This is a genomic window from Bifidobacterium magnum (assembly GCF_000741255.1).
Lineage (GTDB): Bacteria > Actinomycetota > Actinomycetes > Actinomycetales > Bifidobacteriaceae > Bifidobacterium > Bifidobacterium magnum.
Genome location: NZ_JGZB01000002.1, coordinates 81,021 through 96,483, shown reverse-complemented (window position 1 = coordinate 96,483; position 15,463 = coordinate 81,021). Strand labels below are relative to the sequence as shown.

The 15,463-nt window shown below is 61.1% G+C and carries 14 protein-coding genes and 1 other RNA gene; 2 read left to right on the top strand and 13 right to left on the bottom strand.

The window, feature by feature from the left end; translation table 11 throughout:
• Nucleotides 1-11: 11 nt before the first annotated feature.
• The 11 genes from BMAGN_RS01270 to BMAGN_RS08600 all read right to left on the bottom strand — a co-directional run bounded on the left by BMAGN_RS01270 (nucleotide 12) and on the right by BMAGN_RS08600 (nucleotide 11,791).
• Nucleotides 12-707 (bottom strand): pseudouridine synthase, encoded by a 696-nt coding sequence (locus BMAGN_RS01270; protein ID WP_051126622.1) that lies wholly within the window; start codon nucleotides 705-707, stop codon nucleotides 12-14.
• Between the two features lie 143 nt (nucleotides 708-850).
• Nucleotides 851-2,743: a glutamine--fructose-6-phosphate transaminase (isomerizing) gene (glmS, locus tag BMAGN_RS01265; protein WP_026501979.1), complete on the bottom strand. Its 1,893-nt coding sequence runs from the start codon at nucleotides 2,741-2,743 to the stop codon at nucleotides 851-853.
• A 134-nt stretch (nucleotides 2,744-2,877) separates the two neighbouring features.
• Nucleotides 2,878-3,684 (bottom strand): amino acid ABC transporter ATP-binding protein, encoded by an 807-nt coding sequence (locus BMAGN_RS01260; protein WP_022859614.1) that lies wholly within the window; start codon nucleotides 3,682-3,684, stop codon nucleotides 2,878-2,880.
• 51 nt (nucleotides 3,685-3,735) lie between these two features.
• Entirely contained in the window at nucleotides 3,736-4,722 is a 987-nt protein-coding gene (locus BMAGN_RS01255; RefSeq protein ID WP_026501978.1) for an amino acid ABC transporter permease, read from the bottom strand.
• 69 nt (nucleotides 4,723-4,791) lie between these two features.
• Entirely contained in the window at nucleotides 4,792-5,715 is a 924-nt protein-coding gene (locus tag BMAGN_RS01250; RefSeq protein ID WP_022859612.1) for an ABC transporter substrate-binding protein, read from the bottom strand.
• Nucleotides 5,716-5,956: 241 nt separating this feature from the next.
• Nucleotides 5,957-6,469 (bottom strand): SsrA-binding protein SmpB, encoded by a 513-nt coding sequence (smpB, locus tag BMAGN_RS01245; protein WP_152593247.1) that lies wholly within the window; start codon nucleotides 6,467-6,469, stop codon nucleotides 5,957-5,959.
• Nucleotides 6,470-6,522: 53 nt separating this feature from the next.
• Nucleotides 6,523-7,965, bottom strand: coding sequence for a CHAP domain-containing protein (locus BMAGN_RS01240; protein WP_081640852.1), 1,443 nt, complete (start codon nucleotides 7,963-7,965; stop codon nucleotides 6,523-6,525).
• A gap of 162 nt (nucleotides 7,966-8,127) precedes the next feature.
• A complete protein-coding gene (gene ftsX / locus BMAGN_RS01235; RefSeq protein WP_022859609.1) occupies nucleotides 8,128-9,051 on the bottom strand; it encodes a permease-like cell division protein FtsX in 924 nt (307 codons plus the stop codon).
• Nucleotides 9,048-10,370 carry a cell division ATP-binding protein FtsE gene (ftsE, locus tag BMAGN_RS01230; RefSeq protein ID WP_022859608.1) on the bottom strand — a complete coding sequence of 441 codons (1,323 nt, stop codon included), beginning with the start codon at nucleotides 10,368-10,370 and terminating at the stop codon, nucleotides 9,048-9,050. The genes ftsX and ftsE overlap by 4 nt, the downstream gene beginning before the upstream one ends.
• 43 nt (nucleotides 10,371-10,413) lie before the next feature.
• On the bottom strand, nucleotides 10,414-11,544 hold the full coding sequence (prfB, locus tag BMAGN_RS01225) for a peptide chain release factor 2 (protein ID WP_022859607.1): 1,131 nt from the start codon (nucleotides 11,542-11,544) through the stop codon (nucleotides 10,414-10,416).
• Between the two features lie 121 nt (nucleotides 11,545-11,665).
• Nucleotides 11,666-11,791, bottom strand: a complete 126-nt coding sequence (locus tag BMAGN_RS08600; RefSeq protein ID WP_022859606.1) for a hypothetical protein — start codon at nucleotides 11,789-11,791, stop codon at nucleotides 11,666-11,668.
• 147 nt (nucleotides 11,792-11,938) lie between these two features.
• On the opposite strand from BMAGN_RS08600, the gene dapD reads away from it, so the two are divergent.
• Together dapD and rlmH are read left to right on the top strand one after the other, a co-directional pair.
• Entirely contained in the window at nucleotides 11,939-12,928 is a 990-nt protein-coding gene (dapD, locus tag BMAGN_RS01220) for a 2,3,4,5-tetrahydropyridine-2,6-dicarboxylate N-succinyltransferase (protein ID WP_022859605.1), read from the top strand.
• An 8-nt stretch (nucleotides 12,929-12,936) separates the two neighbouring features.
• Nucleotides 12,937-13,416, top strand: a complete 480-nt coding sequence (gene rlmH / locus BMAGN_RS01215) for a 23S rRNA (pseudouridine(1915)-N(3))-methyltransferase RlmH (protein WP_022859604.1) — start codon at nucleotides 12,937-12,939, stop codon at nucleotides 13,414-13,416.
• A gap of 21 nt (nucleotides 13,417-13,437) precedes the next feature.
• Here rlmH and BMAGN_RS01210 read toward each other — a convergent pair whose 3' ends face one another.
• Together BMAGN_RS01210 and ssrA are read right to left on the bottom strand one after the other, a co-directional pair.
• On the bottom strand, nucleotides 13,438-14,736 hold the full coding sequence (locus tag BMAGN_RS01210) for a citrate synthase (protein WP_026501974.1): 1,299 nt from the start codon (nucleotides 14,734-14,736) through the stop codon (nucleotides 13,438-13,440).
• Nucleotides 14,737-15,056: 320 nt separating this feature from the next.
• Nucleotides 15,057-15,456, bottom strand: a transfer-messenger RNA (tmRNA) gene (ssrA, locus tag BMAGN_RS08020).
• Between the last annotated feature and the right edge of the window lie 7 nt (nucleotides 15,457-15,463).

Below are 15,463 nucleotides of genomic sequence, written 5' to 3'. Positions count from 1 at the left end.
CCCTTCGGCTCTTATTGTAACGGCGAACCGTCATTGCCGAGCGGAATTGTGGATTCGAAACGCCGCGCCTCGCCCGAAATGGGATCGGTGAACGCGAGCGAACGCGCCACCAGCTGCAACGGATGCGAGAAATCGGCGTAATCGTAAGGCCGCACCACGGGATACCAGTCGTCGCCCGCAATGGGCAGTCCGAGCGCGTTCATGTGCACGCGCAACTGGTGCGTTTTGCCCGTATGCGGATGCAGCGTGTACGAGGCCCAGCGCGCACCCTCGTATTCGACGGGGCCGCCACGCTCAATCAACGTCCGCGCATTGACCGTTTCGGGAATTTCGTACGCCTGGAGCACTCCCCTGCGTTTTTCAATATGGGACGCGCGCACCAGCGGGAACGGACGCACGGGATCAAGCCGGCGCACCGTGCCGTATTTCGGGCGCTTCGCGGGGCGCAACGGGGCGATGCACTCGTAAGTCTTTACGGGCTCGCGCCGCTGGAACATCGTCTGGTAGGCGCCGCGCACATCCGGATTGCGCACGAACACGAGCACGCCGGCCGTCTGGCGGTCAAGACGGTGCGCGGGAACAATGCGCTCGTCGTCATACCGCTCACGCAAGCGCATGAGCGCGCTGGAACGGTACCACATGCCGCGCGGCATGGTAGGAAGAAAATGCGGCTTGTCTACCACAATGATGTTGTCGTCCTCATACATCACACGCAGCGCGAACGGGATGTCCGGCTCTTGAGTCACCCATCTATGCACAGCCACCAGTGTCCGCGCTCTCCTCGACAGGCGCGAGCGGATATGAAAAAGCCGCGCCCGAAAGGCGCGGCGTATCGATTTCGGTGACGGGATTACTCCACGGTCACGGACTTGGCGAGGTTGCGCGGCTTGTCCACGTCATAGCCCTTCTGCTTGGCCATGTCCATGGCGAACAGCTGCAGCGGGACCACGTCCACGAGCGGACTCAGCAGCGTGGGGCATGCCGGGCGCCAGAAGACGATGTCGGCGTAGCGTTCCACGTCCTGGTCGCCTTCCTCGGCCACGGCGATGATCGTGGCGCCGCGGGCCTTGACTTCCTCGATGCCCGAGATGACCTTGGCGTGCAGCACATCGCGGCCGTGCTTCGGTGGCACGATGAAGACCACAGGCTCGCCGTCTTCCACGAGCGCGATCGGGCCGTGCTTGAGCTCGCCGGCCGCGAAGCCTTCCGTGAACGTGTAGGCGATTTCCTTGAGCTTCAACGCGCCTTCCATAGCAACGGGATATCCCACGTGGCGACCGAGGAACAGGAACGACTTGGCGTCCACGAGGCGCTGGGCGGCGCGTTCGATAGGCTCGGTCTGCGTGTCGAGAATCCATTCGATCTTGCCCGGCATTTCCTTGAGGCTCTGCAGCGTGGAGCGGATCTCGTCGCGGAACATGGCGCCCTTGAGCTGGGCCAGGTACAGGCCGAGCACATAGGCGGCGGTAATCTGCGCGACGAACGCCTTCGTGGAAGCCACGGCCACTTCGGGTCCCGCGTGCGTGTAGAGCACGGCGTCAGATTCGCGCGGGATCGAGGCGCCCTGCGTGTTGCAGATCGACAGCACCTTGCTGCCCTGCTCGCGCGCGTGGCGCACGGCCATCAGCGTGTCCATCGTTTCACCCGACTGCGAGATCGCGACAACAAGCGTACGCGGCGTCAAAATCGGGTCACGATAGCGGAACTCGTGCGCCAATTCCACTTCCACGGGAATGCGCACCCAGTGTTCGATCGCATACTTGGCGACCATGCCCGCATAGCTTGCGGTACCGCAGGCGACCACGATGATCTTGTCGATCATCTTGAGCTCGTGCTCGTCGATATGGATTTCGTCGAGGTTGATCGTGCCATGGTCGTCCATACGGCCGATCAGCGTGCGCTGCACGGCCGCCGGATCCTCGTGGATCTCCTTGTCCATAAAGGAGTCCCAGCCGCCCTTTTCCGCGGCCGAGGCGTCCCAGTCCACGGTGAACGTCTTGGGATGTTCCACCACGTTGCCGTCGAAGTCGGTGACCACCACCGATTCGCCGCCCACGGCCACGACCTGGTCCTGGTCCACTTCCAGCGCCTGCTTCGTGTAGGCGACGAATGCGGCCACATCGGATCCCAGATAGTTGCCGTTGTCGCCAAGACCCACCACGAGCGGCGAATCATGGCGCGTGCCGACCACAAGGTCGGGCTGGCGGCAGTCGACAGCGAGGATCGTGAAGGCGCCCTCAAGCATGCGCGACATGCGCCGCACGGCTTCGAACAGGTCGGGCTGGCCCTTCTCCTCAATGACTACGTTGACGATTTTGCCCAGCAGTTTGGCGGCGACCTCGGTGTCCGTGGCCGAAGCGAAACGGTAGCCTTCCGCCTGCAGGTCCAGGCGCAGCTGGGAAGCGTTTTCAATAATGCCGTTATGAATGATGGCGACTTTGCCGTCCATACTCGTATGCGGATGCGCGTTCACATCCGAGGGGGCTCCGTTCGTGGCCCAACGCGTATGGCCGATGGCCGCGGTGGCGTCCGGCATGGGACGCGTTTCGATGCTCTCGACAAGGTTGGCCAGACGTCCGGCCTTCTTGCGTACCGCCACCTGGTCCATGCCCGGGGCGACCAGCGCCACACCGGCCGAATCGTAACCGCGATACTCAAGTCGCTGCAAACCTTGGATGCATACTTCGAGCGGCAGCATGGAAGCCATGCACTTGCTCGAAACAAAACCTACAATTCCACACATGGCCTTTAATCATAGCCCAACGGCGGGCATAATAAAACACAACCGGGGCTTTTCACAAAAAGCCCGCATGGTGGCCGGCGCATATGCGGGGCCTCCATACGGGCTTGAAAACGTGAAACGGGTACGCCGCGCTTTTACAGCACGTGCTGCAGGAAGTCTTGGAAACGCGCTTCCTTCGGGTGGTCGATAATCTCAGGGCCGCCTTGTTCCACCACTACGCCGCCGTCCATGAACACGACCTGGTCGGCCACTTCCTTGGCGAAACCGATTTCATGCGTGACGACGATCATCGTCATGCCGTCGTCGGCCAGCGAGCGCATGACGCCGAGCACTTCGCCCACAAGTTCCGGGTCGAGCGCCGACGTGGGTTCGTCGAACAGCATAATGTCGGGTTTCATGGCGAGGGCCCTCGCGATGGCCACGCGCTGCTGCTGTCCGCCCGAAAGCTGGGCCGGATAGTAGTCCAGGCGTTCGCCGAGCCCCACGCGCTCGAGTTCCTTGACGGCCAGTGCGCGCGCCTCGCGCTTGTCCATCTTGAGCACATGCACGGGCGCTTCCATCACGTTTTCGAGCGCCGTCATGTGCGGGAACAGGTTGAAACGCTGGAAGACCATGCCCAAGTGCGAGCGCTGCCTGGCGATTTCCTTGTCCGTAAGCGTCTGCAAGTAGGAGGTGCCGTTTTTGCCTTCCACGCGCTTGACACCGATGCGTTCGCCCTGGACTTCGATGACGCCGCCCGTCAACGTTTCCAGCTGGTTGATCAGACGCAGGAACGTGGACTTGCCCGAGCCCGAGGGGCCCAGAATCACGGTGACGGTGCCCGGCGCGACGGTCAGGTCGACGCCTTTGAGGACATGGAGGTCCCCGAACGCCTTGTGCACCTGGACGGCCTTGACGGCCGGCTCGGCCGCCGCGGAGGGGGTTGCTGGTGACGTGCTCATATTGCCTTCTTCATTCCCTTTGTTCCGAGATGATTCCATACCGTCGGCCGCCTACGCGTTAAGCCCCAGCATGGTCGCCTGGTTGTCCTTGTTGACGGTGTCCTGCTTTTCGATCTTGCTGTCGGTGGTGGACGGCGGCACATCGCCCTTCGTGCGCACGCGGCGTGCTTCGAAGCCCTTGCCGAAATGCTTCTCGAGGCGAGATTGGAGCACCATGAGGATGGACGTGATGAACAGGTACCACAGGCCCGCCACGAGCAGCAGCGGAATCGGCTTGTAGATGCGGCTGGCGATGGCGTTGGTGGCGAACTGCAGGTCGAGTGTGAACGGTACGGCGAGCACCAGCGACGTGGTCTTGAGCATGCCGATCGTTTCATTGCCCGTGGGAGGGATGATGATGCGCATGGCCTGCGGCAAAATGACGCGGCGCATGATTTGCGAACGCTTCATGCCGAGCGCCTGGGCGGCTTCCGTCTGTCCCGGGTCGACGGCCTCGAGGCCCGCGCGCACGATTTCGGAAAGGTATGCGGCTTCGTTGAGCGCTAGGCCGAGCCATGCCGCGTTGAACGCCGTGATCACTTCGGAAGAGTTGATGCTCCAGAATTCCACGGACGTGAACGGGATGCCAAGCGAAAGCTTCGGGATCAGCACGGAGAACAGGCCCCAGAACACGAGCTGCGTGTACACAGGCGTGCCGCGGAAGAACCAGATGTACGCCCAGCTCACGCCGCGCAGCACGGGGTTGAGCGATTTGCGCATGATGGCGAGGATGACGGCCAGGATGATGGCCACGACCATAGAAATGACCGTGAGCAGCAGCGTGTAGCCGACGCCGGCCAGCACGTTCTCGTTGAACAGGTATTTCCAGACGACGTTCCATTCAAGGCGCGGATTGGTAATCAATCCCTTGATGAGCATCGCGGCCAGCAGCGCCACGATGACGGCTGCGACGATCTGCCCGGTTTTGCGTACGGGCTTGGCGTTAATGCGGTTGGGGATGGGCAGGCCTTCGCCGTCCATCGGCTCATGGTGTGGCATAATCTCTCTCTTCATTCAAAAGTCCCTTGGCGCGGGGCGCCAAGGGATAAGTCATAGACCGCGTCGTTGTCAGTCCAGATCGGTCGGATTGATTTCCGCCTTGTCGATTGCACCGGATTCTACACCCCAAGCCTTGAGGATCTTGGTGTAAGTTCCATCATCCATCAGGTGCTGCACGGCCGCCTGCACGGCTTCGGCCATTTGCGTGTCGCCCTTCTTGATGGCGATGCCCTGCAGCGTGGTGTCCTGGATGCTGCCGAGCTCTTCCAGCGCGCCGTCGGACTGTTCGATGGCGTAGCCGCCTACCGGCGAATCGGCGTAGAACGCGTCGGCCTTGCCCGAAGCCACATTGGTGGCGGCGTCGGCCTGGCGCTGGTAGCTGAGCACTTCCACGGCCTTCTTGCCGTCGGCCGCGCATTGTTCCTTGATGGCGTTGGCTTCGTCGGCCTGAATCGTGCCGGTCTGCACGGCGATCTTCGTGCCGCACAGGTTCTTTTCGTCAACCTTCTTCGGGTTGTCCTTCTGCACCACCCACATGGAGCCGGCGTTGTAGTAGCTGACGAAGTCCACGGCCTTTTCGCGCTCTTCCGTGATCGTCATGGCCGTGATGCCCAGGTCGTACTTGCTGCCCACGGACGGCACGATCGTGTCGAAGGTGGCGGACACGATCTGCGTTTTGACACCGAACAGGTTGCCGATGGCCGTGGCGATGTCGACATCGTAGCCCGTCGGCGTCTTGCCGTCGGCCTCGAGGAATTCGGCCGGCGCGTAGGAAAGCTCCATGCCCACGGTCAGCTTGCCCGCGTCCTTGACCGAATCGGGCACCATCTTGGCGATGGCGTCGTCCTTCTTGACGGCGCTGACGTCAAAGTCGGCCGTCTTCGTGTCCGACGCGGCCGTCGAATCGTCGGTGGTGCCGCATGCGGCGAACGACACAAGTGCGGCGACGCTGGCGATACATGCCGCGACGCGCTTGAAACCATGCTTGATCATAACGAACCTCTCTATCAACAAGAATGAGTATTAATATACATAACTCTGCATATATTTATAAATTATGAATATTGTCGACTCTAAGAATCGTTGCGATTATTAAGACACGCCGACACCCTCACCATTAGGGGGTATGTATATATGCAAGAAATATGCAGCTCATTCATGCATTGTTACAGAAGAACGTTACACCCGGACCAACTGGCCACTATATGAAACGGACGGGCCGAACGAAGCGGTCTCAGCCGCGGGCGCGCATGTTCTTGTACCGCATTACACGCAACGCCTCACGCTTGTCCTGCTCCTCGCGCAACGCCTGGCGCTTGTCGTATTCCTTCTTGCCCTTGGCCAGCGCGATTTCCACCTTGGCGCGTCCGTCCTTGAAGTACAGCGTCAGCGGCACCACCGTATAGCCCTTGGCTTCCGTCTGGCGCTCGAGCTTCATGATCTGCTCGCGGTGCAGCAGCAGCTTGCGCTTGCGCTTGGGGGCGTGGTTGTTCCACGTGCCGTTGAGATATTCGGGAATGTTGGCGCCTTCCAGCCACATCTCCCCTCGCCTGTCGATGCTTACAAACGCCTCCGCCAACGACGCGCGGCCCTCGCGCAGCGACTTGACTTCCGTTCCCGTAAGCGCGATGCCCGCCTCATACGTGTCCTCGATGGCGTAATCGTGGCGCGCACGCCTGTTCTGCGCGACCATATGGTTGCGCTGGTCCACTGGTTTCTTAGCCAATTGTTGCCTTTCCGTAAACATATATGCCTCCGCCAGCGTGCCGGCGGAGGCATAACGCATGTCACCTGAACGTTTTAGTGCACGTAATAGTACTGGCTGGCGTTGCCCAGCGTGCGGTAGGACACCACATAGACGCCCTTCACGTTCATTTCCGAAATCGTGATCGTGTCGCCGCTGACGGATTCCACCACGGCCACGTGGCCGTAAGTGCCGTCGGCTCCCGCCTGTCCGGGCAGGAACGAAATGGCGGCGCCCACCTGCGGCGTGTGGTCCACGCGCAAGCCGTAGCTCGGCGCCGTAGCCCACCACTGGCCGCCGTTGCCAAGGTAGGACGGCGTGCCGATGCCCATTTGCGCACGGCGGTTGTACGCCCACCACGTGCACTGGCCGCCGGCATACGCGTTGCCGTAATCGCCATTATGCGTGCCCTGGGCGCCCGGATTGGTCGGCTGCACCACTTCCGGAACGGACGGCTGGGAAGGGGTGACCGGGGTTACCGGAGCTGCGGGCTGGGACGGCGCGGAGGGGGCCGCTGGAGCCGACGGAGTCGACGGAGTATAGGACGGCGCAGACGGCGCCGCCGGAGCCGACGGCTGCGTGGTGCCCTGCGCCTGGATCGCCTGCACGCGGGCGGCCGCCTCGGCCTGCTCCTGCTGGTACTGGCGGTTGTAGGAATCCACCTGGGATTCGAGCAGCACGCTTTGCGCCGCCTGGCGCGCCGCGTCCGACTTGAGCTGGCCCTGCTGGCTTTCCAGCGAAGCGCGCTGCGACTCGCCCTTGGCGCGCAGGGCGTCAAGCTCGGCGGCCTGCGATTGGGCGCTCGCGGCGGCTTCCTGCGCGGCGGCGGACTTCTGGTCCGCTTCGCTCTTGAGCGTGCTGATGCGCTTCTCGATGGCGCTCAAACGTTCGCTGCGCGTCATGGACGTGCTCAAATCGTTGGCGTAGTCCGAAGCGGCGTTGGCTTCGCTGCGGCTCACGGCCGCACGCGACTGCATGCCCTGAATAAAGTCTTTCGTGCTAGTGGATCCCGTGACCACGCTCATCACGTCGGAAGTGTCCGAACCGTGCATGGAGTCGCGGGCCATTTGCGCCACCGTGGCGCGCGCGTCGTCATAGTCCTCGCCGGTCTGCTTGATCTTTTCTTCAAGCTCGCTTTTGTCCCTCTGGGCGGCCTGCAGCCGGCTGGAGGCGGCCTGCGCCTCGGACTTGGCGTCCGCCGCAGCGGCGTTCGCCGCGTCCACTTTGGCCTGGGCGGCGGGAATCTTGGTGTTGGTCAGATTGTCGAGTTCCACAATCTGGTCGGCGAGACTTGAAGAGACGTCCGAAAGCTGTGCACGCAATTGCGCTTCCCGTTGACGGCTCGCCTGCGACTGGTTTTGAGCGTTGACCAAATCGCTGTAGGTATCCGCATAGGCGGTTGGAGCAAAAGAAACACCTACGGCCGCAAGTCCCATAGCGCAAGACATGGCCGCGGCAGCCATTACAGCAACTGGTTTTGCAAAACGTTGGCGAAGCATCCGTTCCCTTTCTGCGATCGTTACCCCTAGGGTAACATAGGGCAATATTCATACGTCGAATCACGACGCGCTCTGTTCACAATACTTACTCACTTGATGAGAAGAATCCAAAAAATTTCGCCCCACACCGAAGAGCGTGAGGCGAAGATGGATACGGCGCGTCTACGCGTGCAAATAACGGCGCAGCGACACCGTGGACGCGATCACCGACAGCAGCACGGCGCCCACAATGAGGATCGGCGAGACCATAAGCACCGACATCTGGTTGACAAACGGCATCCAGGTGATCGACTTCGCGAGCCACTGCGTGACGAACACTTGCACAATGGCGCTCAAGGCCGCGCATGACAATATGGATCCTATCAGCGAGGCGATGGCGCCTTCCAATATGAACGGCAGCCGGATCGTCCAGTTCGACGCGCCCACCAGGCGCATGATTTCCGTTTCCTCGCTACGAGACGCGGCCGACATGCGGATCGTGGTGGCCGTCAGCAGGATCGCGACCACGACCATGACCACGGCCAGCGCCGCCGTGGCTGCCGTGGCCTTGTTGAGCACCGAGAACACGGGCTCGAAAATCTGGCGCTGGTCCACTACTTCTTCCACGCCTTCGCGGTTGGACAGTACTTCGGAAACCACTTTGTACTTTTCCGGATTCTTGAGTTTGAGCCACAGCGAATCCTGCATGTCGTCCGCGGTAAGCGTCTGGCCCTGGTACTGGCCGTTCGGATACTGCTTGAGGAACGAATTCTTGAAGAAGTCCTCCTTGCTCATGTACGTGACGGACGACACGTCGTCGGCGAGCTCGGAATGGATGACTTTCTGCAGGTCGTTGATCTGGGAGACCGTCGCGGCCGTCCCCGCCGAACAGTTCGCGGACGTGCTGGAACCGTCCGGGCACAGCCATACGACCACTTCGACCTTGTCGAACCAGTCGCCCTTCGCCTTGGTGATCTGGGCCTGCAACAGCAGCGAGGAACCGATGAACAGGAATGAAATGAACGTGACGAGCATTACCGACAGCAGCATGGGCACGTTGCGTTTCAGGCTCGTCCACGTTTCCGACATGATAAAGCGGAATCTCACTGGTCTTCCTCCTGGGTGTGGGACTGTTGTGCGGGAGCCGGCGGCATTGGCGGGGCCGGAACCGGAGGTTTGCCGGACGCGGGCTTGGATTCGGCCTTGGATGCAGGCTTGGCCGCATCCTTGCCCTTCGGTGCCGGCGGCATGGGTGGAGCGGGAACCGCCGTTTCCCGGGCGGATTCTGCAGGCTGAGCACTTCGCGTAGCGGTCTGTTCCGTCTGCGCGTTCTCCTGGTGCGACTTCTGTTCCTTCTGCTCCTGGTGTTTCTCGTGCTCTTCGGCGGTGTTGGCGTCGGCATGTTCGCTGGCCGGCATGCCCTGGCCCCACGTCAACGTATGTTCCAGCGGCACGAACGCGTCGCCGTAACGTCCCGTCTTGCCCGTGTGCACGGCGCGCGCCAGGCGCGCGATGCCTTCGTCGCCGTAATTGTTGGCCATCGTCACTTCGCTGACCGTTTCCACCATCTTGGCGGCTTCCTGCAAACGTTGCGAGGAATCCTGCACGGCGATATGCTCGCGCTCCCCCGTCTCCTCGCGGCGCTCGTGCACGTCCACGGCGCGCGAGTCCCGCACGCCGAGCGATGAAATGGCCTCATGGGCCTGCGCCTGCGTATGGGCGTCGGGGAAATACAGCTTGGAATCGTAGGATCCGTGTTCCTCGTCGCGCACGATCTGGCCGCCGTGCAATTCGACGACGCGCTTGCGCATCGAGTTGACGATTTCCTCGTTGTGCGTGGCCATCACGATGGTCGTGCCCGTACGGTTGATGGCGTCGAGCACTTCCATGATGCCCAGCGACGTGGTCGGGTCGAGGTTGCCCGTGGGCTCGTCGGCGAGCAGGATTTGCGGATGGTTCACATAGGCGCGCGCGATCGTGACGCGCTGCTGCTCGCCGCCGGAAAGCTCGCTCGGGAAATTCTCTTCCTTGCCCGTCAATCCCACGGTTTCCAGCACCTTGGGCACCAAGGACTTGATTGTGGCGCGCGAGGTGCCGATCACTTCGAGCGCGAACGCCACGTTCTGTTCCACGGTTTTGTTCTCCAGCAGCTTGTAGTCCTGGAAAATCGTGCCGATGGAACGGCGGTAGTGCGGCACCTGGCGGTCCTTGATGCGGCGCAGATCATGCCCTGCCACGCGAATTTCACCTTCGGTCGCCTGCTCTTCGTGGGTCATCAGCCGCAACAGCGACGTTTTGCCCGAGCCGGACGCGCCCACCAGAAACACGAACTCGCCGCGACTGATGTGCAGCGTCACGTCGTCCAACGCGGGACGCCGGCCCCTCGGATATATTTTTTTGACATGGTCAAGACTGATCAGCGCCATGGCCTCTCCAATCTGGTGTTCCTACCGGTCTGGAACACCCAGTTTACTCGTCCGCTTCGGCGGCCGCTTCACGGCGCTGCTCGTGGCGCCAACGGATGCCGGCCTGGATGAAGTCGTCGATGTCGCCGTCGAACACGGCCTGGGTCTGCGAGGTCTCGTGTCCCGTACGCAAATCCTTGACCATCTGGTACGGGTGCAGCACGTAGGAGCGCATCTGGTCGCCCCAGCTGGCCTTGATGTCGCCCGCCAGCTCCTTCTTCTTCTTGGCTTCCTCTTCATGGCGCAGCACAAGCAGTCGCGACTGCAGCACGGCCATGGCGGCAGCGCGGTTCTGGATCTGCGAACGCTCGTCCTGCATCGTGACGACGATGCCCGTCGGGATGTGGGTGATGCGCACGGCCGAGTACGTGGTGTTCACGCCCTGGCCGCCAGGGCCCGAAGCGCAGTAGGTGTCCACGCGGATTTCGCTTTCGGGCACTTCGATGTGGTCGGTGGCCTCCACCAGCGGCACCACTTCCACGGCCGCGAAGCTCGTCTGGCGGCGGTCCTGGTTGTCGAACGGGGAAATGCGCACCAGGCGGTGCGTGCCGCCTTCCACGGACAGGCGGCCGTAGGCGTACGGGGCGTTGATCTGGAAGGTGGCGGACTTGATGCCGGCCTCTTCCGCGTAGGAGGTGTCCATGACCTTGGCCTTGTAGCCGTTGCGCTCGGCCCAGCGCACATACATGCGCAGCAGCATCTGCGCGAAGTCGGCGGCGTCCACGCCGCCCGCGCCGGAACGGATCGTCACGACGGCGGCGCGCTCGTCGTATTCGCCGTCCATCAGCGTCTGGATTTCCATATCGTCGAGATCCTGCTGGAGGCGTTCCACCTCGGCCTGCGCCTCGGCCAGCGTCTCCTCGTCGTCCTCTTCGCAGCCGAGCTCCACGAGCGTTTCCACATCGTCGATACGGTTGTGCGCGGACTGCAAATGCTTGAGCTGGGACTGGACGGCGGACAGCTTGCTCGTCACCTTCTGCGCGTTCTCCACGTCGTCCCACAGGCCCGGGGCCGCAGCCTCGACTTCCAGCTCGTGCTCTTCCTTGCGCAGGCGGTCGGTATCGAGCGCCAGCGCGATCTCTTCATATTTGGCGCGAGCGTCGTTGATGGCTTGCGCGAAATCAAATTCTGCCATGATGATCCTTACAAATGCTTGCAAATATTTACGAATAGGGAAAATGCGCATTGGAAAGCCTATGCGGGCGCGCCCAATGCGTGCGCGCTCAGAAATACGGAAGAATAGCGACGCGAACGCGTCAAGCGGTCAGCGCCGGAATGGCGAAGCACAATACCATGGCGACGGCTACAATAATGCCAATCACGCGCGCAATGTTGCGCACGTGCTCGTCATGGCGCTGGTCACGATTTTCATGGTTGCTCACGGAATAGCAGTGTAGCGCACAGCCCTTACCTGTCTGGTTTCAATTCGCCATTCGCTTGCTGAATGTTTGGCCCCCGCTCCCGCGCCCGTGCGTTAGAGTGACAGTGTTTTCCCAAGGAACTCTTGAGGCCAAGCGAAAGGAACACACATGGCACAATCACGTACCGCATGGGGCTGGGGCCTGGCGAGCATCGACGCCGCCGGCAACACGCTCGACGTATGGTATCCCGCGCTCACGCTCGGCGACGCGCCCGCGCCGGCCGACCGTCCGCAGCACAATTTCGGCGCGCTCGTCCACGAGGGCCCCGACGCCCGAGGCGTGCGCCGCGTCCCCGTATTTACGGAATCGCATATTGACGAAGACATTGTCGACACCGCCGACGCCTACGCGCGCCTGCACCTGCTAAGCATGCGCCTCGTCAAGCCGAACACGATCAATCTCGCCAACATTTTCGCCAAGCTCACGAACGTGGTGTGGACGAGCTACGGCCCGTTCGCCGTCCAGGACTTCGCACTGCGCAAGATCGACGTGCTCAACACGAACGCCATCAACGGACTGCCCGGCATGACCAGCGACATCACCGTGCGCTCCGTGGATAAGATCCCGCGCATGCTCGACTATGTCGTCCCCAGCGGCGTGCGCATCGCCAACGCCGACCAGGTGCGCCTGGGCGCCTACGTGGCGGAAGGCACTACCGTCATGCCGGCCGGATTCATCAACTACAACGCCGGCACGCTCGGCACCTGCATGATCGAAGGCCGCGTTTCCCAAGGCGTGACCGTGGGCAACGGCTCCGACGTGGGCGGCGGCGCGTCCATCATGGGCACGCTCTCGGGCGGCGGCAAACTCGTCAATTCCATCGGCGAGCATTCGCTGCTCGGCGCCAACGCGGGTATCGGCATTTCGCTGGGCGACCATTGCGTGGTGGAAGCGGGCCTGTACGTGACGGCCGGCACGAAGATCTCGATCTATGACAAGGACAAGCTCAACGCCGGCGAAGAGTTCGACGTCGTCAAAGGCAAGGATCTCAGCGGCAAGAACAACATCCTGTTCATCCGCAACTCCATGACGGGCGGCATCGAGGCGCGCTACCGCAAAACCGGCATCGAACTCAACGAGTCGTTGCATCAGAATTAACTGGAAGCATGAAGATCACACTCATTACTGTCGGAAAAGTCAAAGAACGGTACCTGCGCGACGCGATCGACGAATACAGCAAGCGGCTGGGACGCTACTGCAAACTCGACATCGTGCAAGTCAACGATGAAAAGACGCCCGAACACGCGAGTGCGACCGAAGAACTGCAAATCAAGGAACGCGAAGGCGAGCGCATCCTGCACCACATCCACCCCGACGCGTATGTGGTGGCGCTCGCCATCGAGGGCAAGATGCTCACGAGCGAACAGTTGGCCGAGAAAATCGCCGATTTGGGGTTGCATGGCACGAGCCATATCCAGCTGATTATCGGCGGTTCGCTCGGATTGGATCCGCGCGTGCTCAAGCGTGCGGACATGCTGCTGAGCTTTTCGCGCATGACGTTCCCGCACCAGTTGATGCGCGTGATCCTGTTGGAGCAGATTTACCGCGCCTACAAGATCAACGCGCACGAACCGTACCACAAATAAATATTCGCCTATATATTCGGTTTACTGGGGCCGCGACTCCATGGGCACATAGTTGCGCCGCTGCGGTCCCGTATACACTTGGCGCGGACGGCCGATCTTGGTCATCGGATCGTCCATCATCTCGCGGTATTGCGCGATCCATCCGGGAATGCGTCCGAGCGCGAACAGCGCCGTGAACATGGAAGGCTCGAATCCGATGGCCCGGTAGACGAGCCCCGTATAGAAATCCACATTCGGATACAGGTGGCGTGAGACGAAATAGTCGTCGTGCAACGCGATATCTTCAAGTTCCTGGGCCACGTCGAACAGCGCGACATCGTTGGCGGACAGGTGGAGGCTGCGCCGGTTTTCCATCACCTGTTCGAGGCAATGCTTGGCGATGGCCGCGCGCGGATCGTAGGATTTGTAGACGCGGTGGCCCAGTCCCGAAATGCGCCGGCCTTCCGATTTGGCGCGTTCCACATACTCTTTGACGGTGAGCCCCGAAGCCGCGATGTCGTCCAGTTGGCGCAGCACCGCCTCGTTCGCTCCCCCGTGCAACGGGCCGCTGAGCGCGTTGACGCCCGCGGCGACGGCCGAGTACAGGTTGGCATGGGCCGATCCCGCGATACGCACGACAGAGGTCGAACAGTTCTGCTCATGGTCGGCATGGATGATGAGCAACCGTCCCAGCGCATGCACGGCGACAGGATTCGAATGGAACGGTTCGTAGGGTACGGCGAAACACATGCGCAGGAAGTCGTCCACATAGCCGCGCGAATAGTCCGGGAACAGCATCGGTTCGTCACGGTGGCGGCGCAGAATGTAGCTCACGATCGTGCGGGCTTTGGCCATGATGATCGTGGCGGCCTCGTCGAGCTGCTCAGGATCGTCCACATTGGTCGTGTTCGGATAGAAGGTCGCGAGCGCGTTGATTGCGGACGCGAGCACGCTCATCGGATGCGATTCGTGCGGAAACGAGCCCATGAACGTGCGGAAATCCTCGCCGACCACGGTACGGTGGTTGATTTTCTGTACAAAATCGTCGAACTCGCGTTGCGACGGGAGTTCGCCGTGACGCAACAGCCACGCCACTTCCAGAAAATCTGACGATTCACACAGCTGCTCGATCGGATAGCCGCGGTAGCGCAAAATCGAATTGTTGCCGTCGATATACGTGATTTTCGACTCGCACTGTGCCGTCGTCAAAAATCCGGGATCCAGCGTCACCCAGCCGTCGTTGCGCATGGAAGAAATGACGATGCCGTCCGCGCCGGAACTCGCCTGCACGACGGGAAGATTGAATTCGTCCTGTTCCACACGTAACCGAGCGTTCGTCATAAGACCGTTCCCCTTACCGGCGCCGAAAAAGGCGCGCACCGTGCGAGTACAAAAGTGCGTTCAGTATAGGCAACCCCATATTTCAGGCTTTAGAGCGTCTCACAATACGTAACGGGGGCATAACTTCTGCATTTTGAGACGTGAACTACGGCGTGTCTGTCTCATTTTGCAGAAGCTATTGCCGATTCAAGGCACCGACTTCCGGTTTTGGCCTCTTCCTCTGCATTTTGAGACGCCAACTGCGGCGTGTCTGTCGCAAAATGCAGAAAGCCGAAAACGGCATAAAAAAGGGGAACAGCCTTATTGACTGCTCCCCCCATATGTGGAGCCGCGGGGAATTGAACCCCGGTCCAGTAACCGTACCTTCGGTCTTCTACGTGCGTATCCTGTAGACCACAAGGGTAGTTTTTCGGCTCCCGTCAATGTCACAGGCGACTGACGGCGAGCCTATTTACAGAAAAAGTCCCCGCACCACCCTGCAAATCGGCGGTGCAGGCGAGTCTTCTAAACGACGCTCAACATCTTTCCAAAGACAAGAAAGAGTGAACGGAGCGGCTGCTCGCTGGTTAAGCCCTGACGAAATCAGGCAGCGAGAGCGAACTCAGTGCGATTGTTAGATTTAGCACTTATTTTCTTCGCGGAGGACATCACGAGCGGACTCCGCGTTCTCGGCACGCTTCCCCGAAACGAACGGGTTACTGTCGAAACCAAATCGACCCCAATGTTG

Excerpts from the sequence above, each read along its gene's own strand:
- BMAGN_RS01270 (WP_051126622.1), bottom strand. The coding sequence starts at position 707 with ATGTATGAGGACGACAACATCATTGTGGTAGACAAGCCGCATTTTCTT.
- glmS (WP_026501979.1), bottom strand. The coding sequence starts at position 2,743 with ATGTGTGGAATTGTAGGTTTTGTTTCGAGCAAGTGCATGGCTTCCATG.
- BMAGN_RS01260 (WP_022859614.1), bottom strand. The coding sequence starts at position 3,684 with ATGAGCACGTCACCAGCAACCCCCTCCGCGGCGGCCGAGCCGGCCGTC.
- BMAGN_RS01255 (WP_026501978.1), bottom strand. The coding sequence starts at position 4,722 with ATGCCACACCATGAGCCGATGGACGGCGAAGGCCTGCCCATCCCCAAC.
- BMAGN_RS01250 (WP_022859612.1), bottom strand. The coding sequence starts at position 5,715 with ATGATCAAGCATGGTTTCAAGCGCGTCGCGGCATGTATCGCCAGCGTC.
- smpB (WP_152593247.1), bottom strand. The coding sequence starts at position 6,469 with ATGTTTACGGAAAGGCAACAATTGGCTAAGAAACCAGTGGACCAGCGC.
- BMAGN_RS01240 (WP_081640852.1), bottom strand. The coding sequence starts at position 7,965 with ATGCTTCGCCAACGTTTTGCAAAACCAGTTGCTGTAATGGCTGCCGCG.
- ftsE (WP_022859608.1), bottom strand. The coding sequence starts at position 10,370 with ATGGCGCTGATCAGTCTTGACCATGTCAAAAAAATATATCCGAGGGGC.
- prfB (WP_022859607.1), bottom strand. The coding sequence starts at position 11,544 with ATGGCAGAATTTGATTTCGCGCAAGCCATCAACGACGCTCGCGCCAAA.
- dapD (WP_022859605.1), top strand. The coding sequence starts at position 11,939 with ATGGCACAATCACGTACCGCATGGGGCTGGGGCCTGGCGAGCATCGAC.
- rlmH (WP_022859604.1), top strand. The coding sequence starts at position 12,937 with ATGAAGATCACACTCATTACTGTCGGAAAAGTCAAAGAACGGTACCTG.
- BMAGN_RS01210 (WP_026501974.1), bottom strand. The coding sequence starts at position 14,736 with ATGACGAACGCTCGGTTACGTGTGGAACAGGACGAATTCAATCTTCCC.